Origin of the sequence: Cytobacillus praedii (assembly GCF_001439605.1) — a bacterium.
GTDB classification, from domain to species: domain Bacteria; phylum Bacillota; class Bacilli; order Bacillales; family Cytobacillaceae; genus Cytobacillus; species Cytobacillus praedii.
In genome coordinates this window covers 375-15,793 of the sequence record NZ_LMBX01000011.1, presented here as the reverse complement: position 1 = coordinate 15,793, position 15,419 = coordinate 375, and the positions used below count along the sequence as shown (strand labels likewise).

At 40.1% G+C, this 15,419-nt stretch carries 18 protein-coding genes; 4 read left to right on the top strand and 14 right to left on the bottom strand.

Features of this window, described 5'->3' with window-relative positions:
• Nucleotides 1-99: 99 nt before the first annotated feature.
• The 9 genes from ASU02_RS13020 to ASU02_RS12980 form a co-directional block, all read right to left on the bottom strand.
• Nucleotides 100-1,404: a pyrimidine-nucleoside phosphorylase gene (locus ASU02_RS13020; RefSeq protein ID WP_057764248.1), complete on the bottom strand. Its 1,305-nt coding sequence runs from the start codon at nt 1,402-1,404 to the stop codon at nt 100-102.
• Nucleotides 1,405-1,434: 30 nt separating this feature from the next.
• Nucleotides 1,435-2,259: a purine-nucleoside phosphorylase gene (locus tag ASU02_RS13015; RefSeq protein WP_057764246.1), complete on the bottom strand. Its 825-nt coding sequence runs from the start codon at nt 2,257-2,259 to the stop codon at nt 1,435-1,437.
• 13 nt (nt 2,260-2,272) lie between these two features.
• Nucleotides 2,273-3,457 carry a phosphopentomutase gene (deoB, locus tag ASU02_RS13010; RefSeq protein WP_057764244.1) on the bottom strand — a complete coding sequence of 395 codons (1,185 nt, stop codon included), beginning with the start codon at nt 3,455-3,457 and terminating at the stop codon, nt 2,273-2,275.
• A 684-nt stretch (nt 3,458-4,141) separates the two neighbouring features.
• On the bottom strand, nt 4,142-5,035 hold the full coding sequence (gene xerD, locus ASU02_RS13005; protein ID WP_057764242.1) for a site-specific tyrosine recombinase XerD: 894 nt from the start codon (nt 5,033-5,035) through the stop codon (nt 4,142-4,144).
• Nucleotides 5,036-5,043: 8 nt separating this feature from the next.
• Nucleotides 5,044-5,274 (bottom strand): YqzK family protein, encoded by a 231-nt coding sequence (locus ASU02_RS13000; protein WP_057764492.1) that lies wholly within the window; start codon nt 5,272-5,274, stop codon nt 5,044-5,046.
• A gap of 130 nt (nt 5,275-5,404) precedes the next feature.
• Nucleotides 5,405-5,881 carry a ferric iron uptake transcriptional regulator gene (gene fur / locus ASU02_RS12995; protein WP_053476878.1) on the bottom strand — a complete coding sequence of 159 codons (477 nt, stop codon included), beginning with the start codon at nt 5,879-5,881 and terminating at the stop codon, nt 5,405-5,407.
• 212 nt (nt 5,882-6,093) lie between these two features.
• Nucleotides 6,094-6,732 (bottom strand): stage II sporulation protein M, encoded by a 639-nt coding sequence (gene spoIIM, locus ASU02_RS12990; protein WP_057764239.1) that lies wholly within the window; start codon nt 6,730-6,732, stop codon nt 6,094-6,096.
• A gap of 233 nt (nt 6,733-6,965) precedes the next feature.
• Nucleotides 6,966-8,129, bottom strand: coding sequence for a TIGR00375 family protein (locus ASU02_RS12985; RefSeq protein WP_057764237.1), 1,164 nt, complete (start codon nt 8,127-8,129; stop codon nt 6,966-6,968).
• Nucleotides 8,130-8,681: an NUDIX hydrolase gene (locus tag ASU02_RS12980; RefSeq protein ID WP_057764235.1), complete on the bottom strand. Its 552-nt coding sequence runs from the start codon at nt 8,679-8,681 to the stop codon at nt 8,130-8,132.
• A gap of 76 nt (nt 8,682-8,757) precedes the next feature.
• On the opposite strand from ASU02_RS12980, the gene mciZ reads away from it, so the two are divergent.
• Entirely contained in the window at nt 8,758-8,898 is a 141-nt protein-coding gene (mciZ, locus tag ASU02_RS25860; RefSeq protein WP_082631788.1) for a Z-ring formation inhibitor MciZ, read from the top strand.
• Nucleotides 8,899-9,074: 176 nt separating this feature from the next.
• Nucleotides 9,075-9,989, top strand: coding sequence for an aldo/keto reductase (locus ASU02_RS12975; RefSeq protein ID WP_057764233.1), 915 nt, complete (start codon nt 9,075-9,077; stop codon nt 9,987-9,989).
• 183 nt (nt 9,990-10,172) lie between these two features.
• On the opposite strand, the gene ASU02_RS12970 is transcribed toward ASU02_RS12975, so the two are convergent.
• The 5 genes from ASU02_RS12970 to ASU02_RS12950 form a co-directional block, all read right to left on the bottom strand.
• Nucleotides 10,173-10,418, bottom strand: a complete 246-nt coding sequence (locus ASU02_RS12970; RefSeq protein ID WP_057764231.1) for a YqkE family protein — start codon at nt 10,416-10,418, stop codon at nt 10,173-10,175.
• 44 nt (nt 10,419-10,462) lie between these two features.
• Nucleotides 10,463-10,834 (bottom strand): VOC family protein, encoded by a 372-nt coding sequence (locus ASU02_RS12965; protein ID WP_057764229.1) that lies wholly within the window; start codon nt 10,832-10,834, stop codon nt 10,463-10,465.
• A 62-nt stretch (nt 10,835-10,896) separates the two neighbouring features.
• Nucleotides 10,897-11,565: a CoA transferase subunit B gene (locus tag ASU02_RS12960; RefSeq protein ID WP_057764227.1), complete on the bottom strand. Its 669-nt coding sequence runs from the start codon at nt 11,563-11,565 to the stop codon at nt 10,897-10,899.
• 26 nt (nt 11,566-11,591) lie between these two features.
• Nucleotides 11,592-12,281 carry a CoA transferase subunit A gene (locus ASU02_RS12955; RefSeq protein WP_057764225.1) on the bottom strand — a complete coding sequence of 230 codons (690 nt, stop codon included), beginning with the start codon at nt 12,279-12,281 and terminating at the stop codon, nt 11,592-11,594.
• A gap of 55 nt (nt 12,282-12,336) precedes the next feature.
• Nucleotides 12,337-13,524, bottom strand: a complete 1,188-nt coding sequence (locus ASU02_RS12950) for an acetyl-CoA C-acetyltransferase (RefSeq protein ID WP_057764223.1) — start codon at nt 13,522-13,524, stop codon at nt 12,337-12,339.
• 357 nt (nt 13,525-13,881) lie between these two features.
• Between ASU02_RS12950 and ASU02_RS12945 the strand changes: the two genes are divergently transcribed.
• Nucleotides 13,882-14,799: a hydroxymethylglutaryl-CoA lyase gene (locus ASU02_RS12945; RefSeq protein WP_057764221.1), complete on the top strand. Its 918-nt coding sequence runs from the start codon at nt 13,882-13,884 to the stop codon at nt 14,797-14,799.
• Between the two features lie 58 nt (nt 14,800-14,857).
• Nucleotides 14,858-14,989, top strand: a complete 132-nt coding sequence (locus ASU02_RS27220; RefSeq protein ID WP_269745978.1) for a hypothetical protein — start codon at nt 14,858-14,860, stop codon at nt 14,987-14,989.
• Nucleotides 14,990-15,419 lie beyond the last annotated feature (430 nt).

Sequence of the window (15,419 nt, the reverse complement as noted above, 5' to 3'; positions counted from 1 at the left end):
CTTTACCTTTCTGGGAGGAGTGGCTTGTGACCTCGAGGGGGCAAGCTGCTTGCGCTAGACAAAAAAATGCCAGGGGTGTTTTCCCCTGACATTTTTTACTTATTCGGTAATTTCTCCATGAATCAATATTGGCGCAGCTACTTTTTCCTTAGATAAGGTAATATTTGCATAAAGCTTTGCTTTTACTTCATCTATGTCCTCAAAATTGCTGTAAATAGTTACAAGTGACTCTTCTTTTTTCACTTGATCACCAATTTTTTTTCGAAGCATCAGGCCAACCGCAAGGTCAATAACAGATTCTTTCGTAGCTCTTCCAGCTCCAAGAAGCATGGCTGCTGTTCCAATTTCATCAGCGACTATTTCAGAAACATATCCATCTTCTTTTGCTTCCAGCTCAAATGTATATTTCGCCTGTGGAAGCTTCGCTGGATCATCGACGACTGATGCATCTCCCCCTTGTGAGCTTAGGAATGTTTTAAATGTTTCTAAAGCCGTGCCATCCCTCATGACTCTTTTAAGCATTTCACGTGCTTCCTTTAAGCTGTTGGCTTTTTTAGCTAATACAACCATGTGGCTTCCTAATGTTAAGCAAAGCTCTGTTAAATCCTCTGGTCCTTCTCCATTGAGCGTATCAATTGCCTCTTTCACTTCTAGAGCATTTCCAATCGCAAATCCAAGCGGCTGACTCATGTCAGAAATAACGGCCATTGTGTTTCTTCCAACATTATTCCCGATACGGACCATTGCCTTAGCAAGCTCGTTCGAATCATTCAGTGTTTTCATAAATGCACCTGCACCTGTCTTAACATCAAGTACAATTGCATCGGCTCCTGCGGCAATTTTCTTGCTCATAATCGAGCTTGCGATTAATGGAATGCTATCAACCGTTGCCGTGACATCACGCAGAGCATAGAGCTTTTTATCTGCGGGTGTTAAATTTCCACTTTGCCCAATAACAGCAATCTTATTTTTATTCACAAGATTTATAAATTCTTCATTTTCGATTTCAACATGGAATCCTTCAACAGATTCAAGCTTGTCAATCGTTCCCCCAGTATGACCAAGCCCTCTTCCAGACATTTTTGCGACTGGAACACCAACAGCTGCAACTAATGGCCCTAACACAAGTGTGGTTGTATCACCAACCCCGCCAGTCGAATGCTTATCCACTTTGATTCCTTCAATTTTGGATAAATCGATTTTGTCGCCAGATTCAACCATCGCCATTGTTAAATCAGCTCTTTCCTTTTCCGTCATCCCTTGAAAGAAAATCGCCATCATTAACGAGCTTACTTGATAATCAGGAATGGAGCCATCTGTATATCCTTTAATAAAAAATTGAATTTCCTCAGTCGATAATTCTTTTGCATCTCTTTTATTTTCAATAATATCAACCATTCTCATATTAAATCACCGTTCGCTTTCCTCTATTTCCTACTTTGTACCAAGCTCTTGTACTAACGCTTTTACATAGCTAAGAAAATCAGTTTTCACTTTTTCAGTTGTTTCAATTACTTCCTCGTGATTTAACGGCTGATCCAAAATCCCAGCTGCCATGTTAGAGATACAGGAGATCCCCAGTACTTTCATCCCAGCATGTCTTGCGACAATTACTTCAGGTACTGTAGACATGCCCACTGCATCTCCGCCTAACACACGCAGCATACGGATTTCAGCAGGCGTTTCGTAGGTTGGCCCTGTATTGCCGACATAGACACCTTCTTGAATTTTCAACCCTAATTTCGCTGCTATTCCTTTTGCCATCTGTCTAAGCTCAGCAGAATAAGCCTCTGACATATCAGGGAAACGAACTCCGAGACGAGAATCATTTGGACCAATTAGCGGATTGCTTCCCATATTATTAATGTGATCGCTTATAAGCATCAAATCGCCTGGTGAGAAGCTTTCGTTCACTCCGCCAGCTGCATTTGTTACAATTAGTTGTCCGATTCCAAGTTCTTTCATCACACGGACCGGGAATGTTACTTTTTCAAATGAGTAGCCTTCATAATAATGAAAACGCCCTTGCATAGCAACTACATGAATGCCGTTCAGCAAGCCGAATACTAACTGACCCGCATGGCCTTCAACTGTTGAAACTGGAAAATCAGGAATTTCATTATATGGTATTTTTACAGGGTTTTCGATTTCATCTGCCAAAACGCCAAGACCAGACCCAAGGATTAGACCGATTTGCGGTGTCTGATCATATTTTCCTTTTAAGAAACTTGCTGCATTTTCAATTTTTTCAAATGTCATGATTTATTTCCTCCTATTTCAATTCCTGTAAAAAGCTCTTTCCATAAGCAGGCATTTTTACATGGAAGTTTTCTGCAACTGTTGCGCCAATGTCTGCAAACGTTTCACGAATTGTGAGCTCTTTGCCATTTTCATTATTTTTAGCATAAACAAGAAGCGGTACATATTCTCTAGTATGGTCAGTTCCATGATGAATCGGATCATTGCCATGGTCAGCAGTAACTATTAGCAAATCCCCCTCTTTCATCTTTTCAAATACTTCCGGTAAACGTGCATCATATTCCTCTAGCGCTTTTCCATATCCTTCAGGATCCCTTCGGTGACCATAAAGGGCATCAAAATCTACTAAATTCAAGAAGCTTAAACCAGTAAAGTCCATATCAAATGATTGCAGTAATTTATCCATTCCATCCATATTTGACACAGTACGAAGAGACTTTGTTACACCTTCTCCATCGAAGATATCAGAAATTTTCCCGATAGCTATTACATCGAGTCCTGCATCCTTCATTTCTGACATAACTGTACGATCAAAAGGCTTTAAAGCATAATCATGACGATTAGATGTTCGCTGGAAGTTTCCTGGCTCACCAATAAATGGTCTAGCAATTACCCTGCCAACCATATATTTCTCATCCAGTGTAAGTTCTCTCGCGATTTGACAGATTTTATATTGCTCCTCTAAAGGAATAATTTCTTCGTGTGCAGCAATTTGAAGAACAGAATCAGCGGATGTATACACTATAAGTGCACCAGTCTGCATATGTTCTTCCCCAAGTTCAACAAGAATTTCCGTTCCGCTTGCAGGTTTATTGCCAATCACCTTTCTGCCAGTGCGTGATTCTAGATCAGCAATTAATTCTTGCGGGAAGCCTTCAGGAAATACTTGAAATGGCGTTTGAATATTAAGTCCCATAATCTCCCAATGACCAGTCATCGTATCTTTTCCATTCGATGCTTCCTGCATTTTCGTAAAGAATGCGAGTGGTTTCTCAGCTTTTTCAATACCTTTTATTTCACGAATATTACTAAGACCAAGCTTACCCATATTCGGCATCTTTAGGCCATTCATTTTTTCTGCAATATGGCCAAGCGTATCGGCACCTTTGTCCCCGAATTTTTCAGCATCCGGTGCTTCACCGATTCCAACTGAATCCATTACAACGACAAAAACTCTTTTATATGCATATGAAGTCATTTGAACTCCTCCTTTTAAGTGAATCAGAATTTATTACTTTGGAGTTAGAGAATGGTCTAGCTCCAGCGCCTATCGCCTATCAAACTTCAGGTCCCCTCCCTACGATAAGTCAACATCGGTTCGCTCTCGCTCACCGTGTTTCCTTAATCGAAAGAACCGACCCTTCCAGTTTGTACGGCTATGACCAAGGCGCTTCCGCTTTTCTTACTGAATACGGTTACATTTGTAAATATAAATTAGGTTACCCTTTATACATACGTTTATCACATTTTTTCCAATCTATATGTCGGAAGTCTGACATCTATATTTTACCTAATATTATTAAGAAATGAAAGAAAAAGCTGCCATTTTTTATGGCAACTTAGAAAAGCGGAAGCGACTTCGGAACAATCAAAGTGCGATTGTTCCAGCCAAGATTGTTCTAAGGAGCTTTCCTTAGTGCTCCCCCCGACAAGTACTAATCAATCCTCCCGGAAAGGTGTCCTTTTCCTTTTTCGGGAGGATTGATTTGTGACCTTGAGGTTGACAAAACTCGACGGCCTTCTTAAAACTTCAATTTTAGTCGTGCGATGCACCACTGACAGATTCTCCCATTCCCTGTCGCATTGCCGACACTAGAACGTCCTGTATGTCGGGGAGTAGGACACTTGCATTCTATTTTTTCCGGAAGCGCTGAGCGTTTCCTTAAGCTCGCGGATGATATTGACTATATACATCTTTTAATCTAGTTTTAGTTACATGGGTATAAATTTGTGTTGTTGAGATATCCGCATGGCCAAGCATTTCTTGTACTGCACGTAAATCAGCGCCATTCTCGAGAAGATGAGTTGCAAAAGAATGCCTAAGCGTATGCGGGGTTAAATCCTTTTCAATGCCGGCTTCAGCAGCAAGCCGTTTGAGTATTTTCCAGAAGCCTTGTCTGGATAATCCACGGCCATGATGATTTAAAAATAAGGATTCGTCTCTTTGCTTTTTTGAAACAAAGTGGCTCCTTCCGTCCTGCAGATACCGGTCAAGTGCTTTTGCAGATGTCTTTCCAATTGGAATGATTCGCTCCTTATTTCCCTTTCCTATACAGCGAACAAATCCCATTGTTAAGTGGACATCCCCAATCTTCAAACCAATTAACTCGCTAACCCTGATTCCTGTCGCATATAATAATTCAAGCATTGCTTTATCACGAAGTCCATAATGATCATGGGCTTTCGGGGAATCTAGCAATGTTTCCACCTCTTGCATATTCAACACCTTTGGGAGTGATCGTTCGTGCTGAGGGGATTCAATATGTACTGAAGGATCTTGGTCAACTGCCTTTTCCCTCAGGAGAAATTGATGAAACGCTCTAATTGAAGCAATATGCCTTGCCAATGTTTTAGATGATTTCCCCTGTTCTTTTAGGGTCTTAAGAAAATGAATGATTTGAACACGCTGGACACCATTCATTGCTGATATTGCTTCAACCTTTTTTAAATAATTTATATAGCTTTTCAAATCTCTCTCATAAGAAACGATTGTATTTTTTGCCAGCCCTTTTTCCACTATTAGATAATGTATGAAATCTTTCAGATTGTCCTCCATTGATGGCCCTACTCTCCATTTAAATAGAAAAGAATTAACCGATCAAACCAGCTTGATGAACTTTCAGCATTTCCGCTAGAGGACACCTTTACAGCACTGCCCTCTGGTTCATCATAGCGGTGATAATCTTGATATTCTTCGTTTAACCACATAATACCATAATAAAAAAGGATTGTGCATCCTGTGAAAAGCACGAACACTTTGAATGCTTGAAAAGCAATTTTTAGCCAGGATTTCATCATACATGTCCCCCACCATATCATTAATAGTAAAAGATATGCCATTTTGGACAAGAATTATACCTAATCCTGCTTATGTTTACTTTTAAAAAGTAAAAAACCTTTTCCACGAACAGAAAAGGTTTTTTGGCTATTGTTGTTCAACTTTTTCAGTTTCTTCACTATTGGCTTTATCATGGCAACGATAGCAAATGCCATGGAATGTCAGACGGTGGTCTTTTATTTTAAAATTCCATCTTCGTTCAACCACTTCTTCAACATCCTCTAATAAATCTTCCTGGATCTCATCTACTGCTCCACATTCAATACATACCAAATGATGATGGAAATGTGCTGCTCCTTCTTGACGAAGATCATAGCGGGAAACCCCATCACCAAAATTAATTTTATCAACAATTTTCAGTTCCGTTAATAATTCAAGTGTTCTATATACAGTTGCTAAGCCTATCTCAGGCGATTTTTCTTTTACAAGGAGGTAGACATCTTCCGCACTTAAATGGTCCTCTTCATTCTCCAGCAAAACGCGAACGGTTGCTTCACGCTGAGGCGTTAATTTATAACTTGACGAATGCAACTGTTTCTTTATTCTATCAATTCTACTTTCCATCCGAAGTTCCTCCCTCGCCACTAACATTCTCATTATAACAGATTATGGGTTAGATTCAAAATAAAATTATTACAAATAAGGGTTGATAATTGATATTATATAATAATTATTATCAAAAGAGAAGAATCATTAATCGTCATTTAATGACAAAAGGCGAATAAACCATTGGTTTATTCGCCCATTATATATAAGATGGCAGTATGATCTCAAGCCTAGAATGAATTGATCACTGATTTCATCAATATTGGTGAGAGCAGTGCCTCAATTCCTGCAGCAGCACATAGAAATAAAACTGCGATGACAAATGCAAACATATATCTCCCTAACAAAGGCATGATCGGCTGTCCAACCTTTTTCATAAATTGTCTGCTTATCATTTTTAATGAAAACGCGACTGAGATTGTTGAAGCGACAATAAATACAGGAATGATAATTAGATTTTGCGGCAAGACCGTAACAAATGAAAGCAAAAAGCCATCCCAGCCCATTTGGTTTACTAAAAATCCAACCGTAAATCCAACAACCATCCCCTTCATAAACAAGAGAATTAGGATGACAGGCAGACCAATGATAGATATTCCTAAAATCCACATTACCCCAATAAATTTCGTGTTATGAAAGAAGCTTTGTTTGAATAAGTCATTTGCAGCCGCTACATTGCCGTCCGATACCTGTCCAAAAAATTGAGAGAGGTAGTAAAACAAATCCTCTTTTTGTGTGAAACTCAAACTATTTACAATAATTGCTCCAAAAATAACACCCATTAAAAATAATACAACCACAAATAAATAAATTGAGGAATGCTCACGAAAATGATTTGCGACGACGTTCTGGTACATTTTTTTTCTCATTGCGATCCTCCTGCTATATTTCTGTTATTAAATTGTATGCTTGTCCTTGTTTTGTATGACACAAAAAAATCCAGCCCCTTTTAGGACTGGATTTTTTTGATATACTTTTCTGCGTTCAGCTGATATACCTCCCCCTCTTGTCGGGGGTGAGCATAAATGAAGACTTCTTTGAATAATCTCCGCAGGAACAATCTCGTTTTTGCTTGTTCCGAAAGTGATTTTCGCATGTATTGTTAATCTGCAATTTTCCCGTATTTACCTCCGCCGCCAGCAGACAAACTTAGTTTTCCTTCTCGTGCCTTGACAATCATTTCTGCTGTTTTCACTGGAATGATCTGTTCCAATTTTTCTAAAGGAACTTCATGCAAGATCGCCATTTCTGTTCCAAAATGGTCAAGAAGCTTCTCCAGCATTTTTGGTCCAAGCCCTGGAATGAATTCAAGCGGCACTTGATGGATATATGGAGGTCGATGAACAGGTGAAGCACTTGCAGTTTTCAGTTCAGTAATTCGATCTGCAACACCTTTAATAAACTTGGAACTCCCGCAATTGCTGCATTCTCCCTTTTCTGGATTAAACGGGGTAAAGCACTGAGAGCACACAGTCTGATGATACTTTCCGAGGAGTGGATCAAGGCCATAATTAGCTTTTACTTTTCTTCCATCGATTTGATGCAATGCCTTTTCAAGTTCATTAAAGGTTGGTGCTTCCATTTGAAGAACATGGTACTCTCTAGCAATCTTCTTTAAAGAATGAGCATCAGAATTCGTCACAAATGAATAGTCATGCAGTTCTTTTATTTGATCTGCCATCGCAGTATCAGCACTTAAACCGAGCTCGATTCCATCAATCAGGTTCTTATCAAACACTTCTGTTAATGTTTTTTGAACACCTTTTCCGAACAGGCTTTTAAATGGGGTAAATACATGGGCTGGTATAAATAATCCGCCAAGCTCTTTTACTTTTAGCTGGAGCTCCCTGCCTGAAACATAAATTCTTTGTGAGCTAAGTGTGATGTTTTTCAAATGATTCGATAGCCACATTGAAAATTCACGCATGATTGATAAAGTAGGAAAGTATGCAAGAACATGAATGGGACCGTGACAGTTCTCATCATATATTTCCAGCTCTGACCCTGGGATAATCGTTAAGTCCCCGTACTGTAAGCCGCCATCAGGATGCTCCGTCACATCACCCGTTTCCATTAGCTCTGAGATTTCCACGATCACCTCTGGTGAATGGCAATCAATAATTCCGATAATATTCAGGCCTTTTTCATTTCTTGCATGTTCAATAATATTCGTAAAGGTTAAGGATTTTGCCCCTGTAATTTTCACTGGTTTTCCAGATCGTGTTCTTCCGATATGAATATGCAGATCAGAATAATAATTCTTCATTTACTTCTTCAACGCCTTTTGTAATTGCAAAAATTGAACAGCATATGCAGTTTTTGCATCATATATTCTTTGTTCTTTCAGGTATGCTTGCGCTTCTTCTAATGTGATCTCCATCAAATTGACAAATTCATCCTCATCAGGGGATGCGGCATTTTCCTTTTTCTCCAATCCTTTTGCTATATATAAATGAACAATTTCATCGGCAAAACCTGGCGATGTATAAAAGGAGATAAGCCACTCCATTGTTTTGCAATCATATCCTGTTTCTTCCTCTAATTCCCTTTTAGCACAAGTTACTGGGTCTTCACCATGCTCAAGCTTTCCTGCAGGTATCTCGATGATTGTCTTTTCTAGTGCTTTACGGTACTGCTCGACCATGACAATTTTATCATCATCTGTTAACGCTAGAATCGCTACAGCACCTGGATGCTTGATGATCTCACGTTTTGAGACGTTTCCGTTTGGCAATTCTACATCCTCCACTTGAAGGCTAATCACCTTACCGGTAAAAATCTTCTCTGTATGTAACGTCTTTTCTTCTAGGCGACTCATATTTGCGGCCACTCCTGTTCTATTCCGATTATGTTTTCTCATACATATTATCATACTTTAATTGGAGGAGCAGGTCATGAAAATATATGTTCATGAGAAAGGCATTACACTCGTCGGAAAAGCATGGGAAATTAGAGCGAAATTAAAAGAATACAGCAAGGATTATTATTTGTTAAAGGATTGGGTTTATTCCTCTACAAAAAACAACAGAAGTTAAGTAGATTAGCTCCCTTATTTTCAAAAGATTATTATTTTTAATGGCAAGTTCTACAATATAATTATGAAAAAATGATTATATTGTAGAAATCCCATCTTTATTTGCCTATTCACTTTCATTGCGGTTAGCTTCAATTATTTTATACAATAGAAAGAAAAGAAAAACGAGGATGTCAAATGAAGAAAAGACAAGTAGGAAATTCAGATTTATATGTGAGTGAGCTTGGGTTAGGGTGCATGTCCCTTGGTACTGATCAAAAAAAGGCGCAGGAACTCATTGAGACAGCACTAGATGAAGGAATTAATTATTTTGATACAGCAGACCTTTACGATTTTGGTGAAAATGAGCAAATTGTCGGGCAAGCATTAAAGCATGTAAGAGATAAAGTCATTATCGCTACAAAGGCTGGTAACCGGTGGAGTGAAGATAAGAATGGCTGGCGATGGGACCCTTCCAAACGATATATAAAAGAAGCCGTTAAAAACAGTTTAACAAGACTCGGTACAGACTATATTGATTTATACCAGCTTCATGGCGGGACAATCGAGGATCCAATTGACGAAACAATTGAAGCATTCGAAGAGCTAAAAGCTGATGGTCTTATCCGCTATTATGGCATTTCGTCCATTCGTCCCAATGTCATACAGGAATACGCGAAAAAGTCCAGCATTGTCTCTGTCATGATGCAATACAGTATATTAGATCGCCGTCCCGAGGAGCAGGCAATCCCGCTACTGCAGGAAAATAACATTAGCGTTGTTACTAGAGGGCCGCTGGCAAAGGGTTTATTAAGCAATAGGATGCTTGAGAAAGCCTCCGAACCAGGCTTTCTTAACTATAGCCGCAAAGAATTAAACACGATTTTACCTTTACTGAGAGAAAAGTTTGCCGATTCCCGAACAATGCCGGAAATTGCCCTCCAGTTTAATTTGGCCCAGCCTTCCGTTTCCTCAGTTGTGGCAGGGGCAAGCAAGGCAGAGCAGATTAGAGAAAATGCAAAGGCAGTCCGAACCAACCCGCTCTCAGAAGATGAACTTTCACTTATTCAATCGATTACAAAAGCAAAAAAATATGAAGAGCATCGATTTTAAAGTGAACCTTCAATCAGTGGGGGGTTCTTCCATCCACACTGATTGTAAGTTAAGCTATTCGGTCATCTACGTGCTATTGATGCCTCACTTAGAATATTTTGTTCCCGTTGCGAGGATTCTTGCATCCGCAATAAACAAAATGACGCTTGAGCTTATCGCCCCAAGCGTCTTTTCATTTCTGCTTTATTTAAATTCCTTCCAGTTCAAATTACTTTCACCAAGCAATTCTTCGAAGCTCTTGTTCTTTTCGCGCAATCGTCTTTCCTCTTTCTTGCGCTGCTCTTCTTCTTCCATTTTCTTATCTTCAGCCGCTTTTAATTGCTGCTTTGTATCTTTTAGTTTTGCCATTAAATCTTGGTTAAGCATATCACCAAGGGTTACTGGCTTATCATCCTTTTTTGGTTGGGACTGCTGTTTTTTCTTTTTCATTGAAATCCCCTCATATGAATAATTTACAATTTATTATATCATTTTCATTTCAAAAACTCGAGAAACTCAATCCGATTCCCAAATGGATCATCAACGAAAAATCGGGTTCTCCCCTCAATTGGCGGTTCTTCCTTTATAATAATCTCATGCTTCAGCAGGTTTTCCCTCAATTCCGCCAAATTCTCAACTACCAATCCTGGATGTGCCTTTTTGGCTGGCACGAAGCCTTCTTGAATGCCGATGTGAATTTCCTGGTTTCCGCATTGAAACCAGCATCCTCCACGCTTTTGCAGATTTTCTGGTTTTGGAATTTCTTTAAGCCCAAGGATCTCTCCGTAAAATACTCTAGCCTGGTCTTCACAGCCTTCTTGGGCTGCTAATTGAATATGATCAATTCCTTTAAATGAAAAACTCATGTACACTCTCCTCCTTAATAAAGAAAAGTACAGCATTCACAGCTGCACTCTTTCGGAATCAATTAATAAGCGTCTGTCTGAACGTTCTCATCTACTTGCAATTCAGCTTCTGTTGATTGAATGACCTCTTCTATTGTATAGCCCTTAGCTACTTCGACAAGCTTTAAGCCGGACTCCGTTACATCAACAACAGCCCGTTCCGTAATGATGCGGTTCACAACCGCTTTTCCAGTTAACGGCAGCGTGCATTCTTTTAAAATTTTTGACTCACCATTTTTATTCGTATGATCCATGATAACTATGATTTTCTTTGCTCCATGGACGAGGTCCATCGCGCCGCCCATTCCTTTAATCATTTTACCAGGAATCATCCAGTTTGCAAGATCTCCATTTTCAGAGACCTCCATCCCGCCAAGGATCGCAATATTTACATGTCCGCCGCGGATCATGGCAAAAGATTCAGCACTATCAAAATAAGCAGATCCAGGAATTGCTGTTACCGTCTCTTTCCCTGCATTAATTAGATCAGGATCCACTTCTTCATTTGTAGGATATGGACCAATGCCAAGCAAGCCATTCTCTGATTGCAGCACCACTTCTTTATTATCTGAAATATAATTAGCTACTAGTGTTGGCATGCCAATCCCAAGATTCACATAAAATCCATTTTCAATTTCTTTTTCAGCACGTCTAGCGATTTTTTCCCGAACAGCAGCTTTATCATTCGTCATTTGCAGCGTCTCCTTCCGAGCATTTTTTACTTTTGAACTGTCAGTCTTTCAATTCGTTTTTCCTGGTTTCCTTCGATTAAAGACTGCACATAAATGCTTGGTGTATGAATCCCATTCGGATCAAGCTCACCAATCTCATATAGCTTTTCTACTTCAGCGATTGTTACTTTCCCTGCTGCAGCAATCATAGGGTTAAAGTTTCTTGCCGTTTTATGATAGACGAGATTTCCCATTTTATCGCCTTTCCACGCTCTCACTAAACTGAAGTCCGCGATCAGGGATTCTTCTAATAAATACTCTTTTCCATTAAAAAACTTTGTCTCTTTCCCTTCAGCAATCGGAGTACCAACTCCAGCAGGTGTATAAAATGCTGGAATTCCCGCTCCTCCTGCTCGGATTTTCTCGGCAAGTGTTCCCTGTGGAAGGAGCTCCACTTCAATCTCCCCTGAAAGAACCTGTCTTTCAAACTCTTTATTTTCTCCAACATATGAACCTACCATTTTCTTAATCTGCTTATTTTTCAAAAGCAGTCCAAGACCCCAATCATCCACTCCACAGTTATTCGAAATAACAGTTAGATCTCTCACACCTTTTTCTACTAATGCAAGGATTAAGTTTTCCGGGATTCCGCAGAGACCAAATCCGCCGACCATTAAAACAGCGCCATCATGAATATCCTTCACTGCTTCATTAAAGGAAGTACAAATTGTTTTCATGTCATTCTCCCCCTCATTTTTCGAGAACGTGTAATTTATGTGAATAGATAACCTTTTATACCAGTTCAACTACCGTTGCAACACCTTGGCCTCCGCCGATGCAAAGGGTGGCAAGACCTTTTTTCGCCTGCCGCTTCTGCATTTCATGAATCAATGTGACAAGAATTCTGGCTCCGCTCGCACCAATCGGATGACCCAGTGCAATTGCTCCACCATTGACATTAAGAATATCCTTGTTAAACGCAAGCTCTCTATCAACAGCTAGCGACTGTGCTGCAAACGCTTCATTCGCTTCAATCAGCTCCAGCTCTTCCATGGATACAGATGCTTTTTCTAGCGCCTTTTTTACAGCTTGAACCGGGCCAATGCCCATAATGCTTGGATCTACTCCAGCACTCGCATTTCCTTTAATCGTAACAAGCGGCTTAATTCCCAGCTCATCTGCCTTTTTCCTGCTCATCACAACAAGGATTGCTGCACCATCGTTAATCCCCGATGCATTACCAGCTGTGACACTGCCGTCTTTTTTAAACGCGGGTCTTAGCTTTGCCAGCTTTTCTGCCGTTGTTCCTTTTTTCGGATATTCATCTGTATCAAAGATGATTGGATCGCCTTTTCTTTGCGGGATTTCAACCGGAACAATCTCATCCTTAAATCTGCCTGTTTCAATCGCATTTACTGCTTTTTCTTGACTCGCCGCAGCAAATTCATCCTGTTCTTCTCTTGTTAGTTCATATTTTTCACAAAGATTTTCTGCTGTAACGCCCATATGATAATCATTGAATACACATGTTAAGCCATCAGAAGTCATCGTATCGATCAGCTTTTGATCACCCATTTTGAATCCGTTGCGGGCATTTTTTAATATGTATGGAGCTTGGCTCATATTTTCGATTCCGCCAGCTACAACGATCTCTGCGTCTCCAGCTATAATCGCTTGTGTCGCCAAATGAACTGCCTTTAATCCAGAACCGCATACTTTATTGATCGTCATTGCGGAAACGCTTACAGGAAGTTCTGCTTTAAGTGCCGCTTGCCTTGCTGGGTTCTGGCCAAGCCCTGCCTGCAAAACATTTCCTAGAATAACCTCGTCTATTTGCTCAGGTTTTAAACCCGCTTTTTCAAGTGCATTTTTAATTGCTGCTGCCCCTAGTTCAGGAGCTGAGACGTCCTTCAAACTCCCATTAAAACTGCCAATCGCTGTTCTTACAGCACTTACAATTACCACTTCTGTTTGTGTCATATTTCCCACCCTTTCACAATCAGTTTCAATGATACTATTTCGAGAAAAAATGCAGAATTCCTTTTATTATGTCAAAATTTCTATTATTCTTGCTTTTTAAAAAACAAATTGAATAAAATAAGAGCATAGGAGAGCGCTCGCTCAGTTTGAAATAACAAATGCCCAAGCACCTTGATCAGCCTTAGACAAAGCTTGTTGATTTGCTGATGAACTCGCTGGTAGTCCGCTTGCGCTAAACGTAAACCAAACACTATACAGAGGTATCCACAGCACCCGATTATAGAAATTCTTAGGTATTGGAAAACGTTTATAGCTTTTCATTCTACCCTTATAAACTATGAGACTGGAGAGGAAAACATGACCCTGCAATTGCCTGCTAAAGTAACAATTATTGAAGTCGGTCCCCGTGATGGGCTGCAAAACGAAAAAGCTTTTGTGCCCACAGAGATTAAAAAGGATTTTATCAGGGGATTGAAAAGTGCTGGCTTAACAGAAATGGAGCTTACTTCTTTTGTTTCGCCAAAATGGGTTCCGCAAATGGGAGATGCTGCTGAAATTGTCGCTGATTGTCTTGATACTGAAACACGCAACATCGTTCTAGCTCCCAATCGAAAGGGAATTGAAAGAGTCTATATGACTAATTGCAAAGCTGTTGCTGTTTTCGTTGGGGTAAGTAATACCTTTAACCGGAAGAATATCAATAAATCTACACAGGAAAGCATGGCTGAGCTCATACCGATTATTGGTGAATTAAAGGAGAAAGGATATTTTGTCCGTGCTTGTATTTCAACAGCCTTTTATTGTCCATATGAAGGAAAAATCGAGCCGGAAGATACTTTGTCCTTGTGCCGGCAATTTGTCGATGCCGGTGTTGATGAACTGAGTGTGGCTGATACGATCGGAATGGCTGCGCCACATGAATCCTTTGCTTTGTTCCGCAGCTTGAAGAGGGATTTTGCCGATACGTTACTGACTGCTCATTTCCATGATACGAGAAACCTTGCCCTTACAAATATCTTTGCTGCTTTGCAAGCCGGAATTGACCGGTTCGATACTTCAGCCGGCGGTCTTGGCGGGTGTCCATTTGCTCCTGGTGCGGCAGGAAATGCAGCAACAGAGGATGTTGTCAACATGCTTGAGCGAATGGGGATTCAGACAAATGTAAATTTAGAGAAATTGGTCGAGGCAATTTCGATCGTCGTGCCACATTTGTCTCGGTCGATTGAAAGTGCGTTTTATCGGCTTTTAACAACAAAACGTTTAGAGAATGAATAATCTCTCCCTTGTTTATCCATCTTATTAGGTGAAACATATTTAAAGGGGGCCAGTTCATATGAGCCAGAAACGAGATAAGGGTTTCAGCCAAAAAGGAAAGCCGAATAGTGATACAGTAAGTCAAACAATCGCCGCTGAGGAAGTAGAAAAAGCAATTCATCCGACGAAGCGGCAGAATTCAGAGCAGTAAGGTTTGCCCCTAGGGCCGGTTGGCTACTGGTTTTGTGCTTTTGGTGTGATTTTGGCCGTCAATAGGGGGATTGGGACCATTCCGGCCTTTTTTCCTATTTTTTGTACTTTATAAGAGCGATTGTGGACCAATTTGGTCCTTTTTCTCATTTTTTTGTACTCAATAAGAGCGATTGGGGACCAGTTCGGCCTTTTTCTTCTGTTTTTTGTACCCAATAAGGGCGATTGGGGACCAGTTCGGCCTTTTCCCTCATTTTTTTGTACCCAATAACAGCGATTGAGGACCTTTTTGGCCTTTTCCCTCATATTTTTGTACTCAATAAGAGCGATTGAGGACCAGTTCGGCCTTTTTCTTCTATTTTTTGTACCCAATAAGGGCGATTGTGGACCATTTCAGCCTTTTCCCGCAATTTTTTGTACTCAATAAGAGC